Source organism: Peptostreptococcus sp. MV1 (assembly GCF_000758885.1).
Taxonomy (GTDB): domain Bacteria; phylum Bacillota; class Clostridia; order Peptostreptococcales; family Peptostreptococcaceae; genus Peptostreptococcus.
Window position 1 is genome coordinate 1 of sequence record NZ_JRNB01000103.1, and the last position, 1,770, is coordinate 1,770.

Annotated in this window: 1 protein-coding gene; it reads left to right on the forward strand. The window is 34.9% G+C overall.

The genetic code is table 11. The features are described 5' to 3' along the window. Positions 1–1,284 (forward strand): branched-chain amino acid transport system II carrier protein (gene brnQ / locus HMPREF1639_RS07485; RefSeq protein ID WP_036765070.1); only part of this gene is annotated, 1,284 nt, incomplete at its 5' end. Between the last annotated feature and the right edge of the window lie 486 nt (positions 1,285–1,770).

Here is a 1,770-nt window from a genome sequence, read left to right on the forward strand (position 1 = left end):
TTTAAAGACATTATTGTCGTAGGTTTTGCACTATTCGCAATGTTCTTTGGTGCTGGTAACTTAATTTTCCCACCATTTCTAGGTGTAATTTCAGGAANTAANTGGTTTATATCATTTATNGCNTTCTTGTTTGCAGATGGTGGTTTGGCNTTATTAGGAGTTATNGCAGCTACAGGTACACAGGGTGACATGATGGCATTCTTTGGAANAGCTGGAAAGAAGCTGGGTGTTGTAATAGCGTCGCTAACAATCTTGTGTATAGGACCATTTGTTGCTATACCAAGAACAGCAGCTACAACTTATGAAATCGGTATCATACCAAACNTTGGAAAAGGTTTANGTCCGATANTCTTCGCAATTATATTCTTCGTGATAGTTTTAGTATTGACTATTAAGCCTTCAAAGGTTGTAGATATAATCGGAGCATTCTTGACACCAGTACTATTAATCTGTTTGGCAGTATTGATTGTAAAGGGTATAGTAAGTCCTCTAGGTACTCCACTTGACAGAACACTTGTTGACAATGTATTCATAAGTGGTATCAATGATGGTTACCAGACTCTAGATGGTATGGCGGGTGCAGTATTTGCGGGTATCGTTATAGCATCTGTTAAGCAGAAGGGTTATACTGAAAAGAAGGTTCTAGTAAAAGCTACAATTCTTGCAGGTATCGTAGCAGTTGTAGGTTTGGCACTAGTATATGGTGGTTTGTCTTACCTAGGAGCTACAGTATCTCCACAGTTCGACAATACAGTTGAAAGAACTGCCCTAGTTATATCAATCACTCAGGCCATACTTGGAGGACCTGGTAAGATAATACTTGGTGTAGTTGTTGGACTTGCATGCTTGACTACAGCAATCGGTCTTACATCTTCTTGCGGTAACTACTTCAGTGACCTTACAGAAGGCAAGCTTAAGTATGAAGTTATAGTAGTTGTAGTATGCGTATTCTCTGCAATAGTATCTAACTTCGGTGTTGATAAGATAATCAGTGTAGCAGCGCCACTACTATACATGATGTATCCAGCAGTTGTTACTCTAATTCTTCTTGGTCTAATCCACACTAAGATAGACAACAAGAACGTATATGTAGTAGCAGTTTGGGTAGCCCTAATCTTAGGTATCGCTCACGAATTACCATCAGTTCAAGCTTTCTCTGGAATGGCAGGAATAGCAGAAGCATTAAACAAATTACCAGGTTCATCTATAGGATTCTACTGGATTCTACCAGTAATAATCGGTGCTATAGTTGGTAAGTTTGTAGGAGCAAAGAAAGAAGCTTAATATAAATAAGAGTTGATTAAGTTTGAATATTGGCAAGTGGATTGCTACTTATTAAGCGAAATAAGACATAAACACAAAAAATAAACACAAAAACAAAAGGTTTAATCCCGGTCAACTAGTTTGATCGGGATTCCTTTTTTGATAGAAAATTAATAAGGGATAGTAGAATTTTTTAAGAAAAAATGAAATCGTTAATAAAAAAATTATCAAAGATTTTTCGTGGGGATAAAATAAAAAAGAAAAGAATTTTTTTGCCTAAGACAGGATAAATTTTAATTAATTAGAATTTCCATAAGATAAATTTTTAAAAATTAATTCCGAAAAATATGGACATTAAAGAATAGTTTGACAATACTGAAAACTAAATGTATACTAAAAAAGAACTAATAAATTTTGATTATTTTAAGGAGGAGTTCAAAATGAGTATCAAATTTAAAGACATTATTGTCGTAGGTTTTGCACTATTCGCAATGTTCTTTGGTGCTG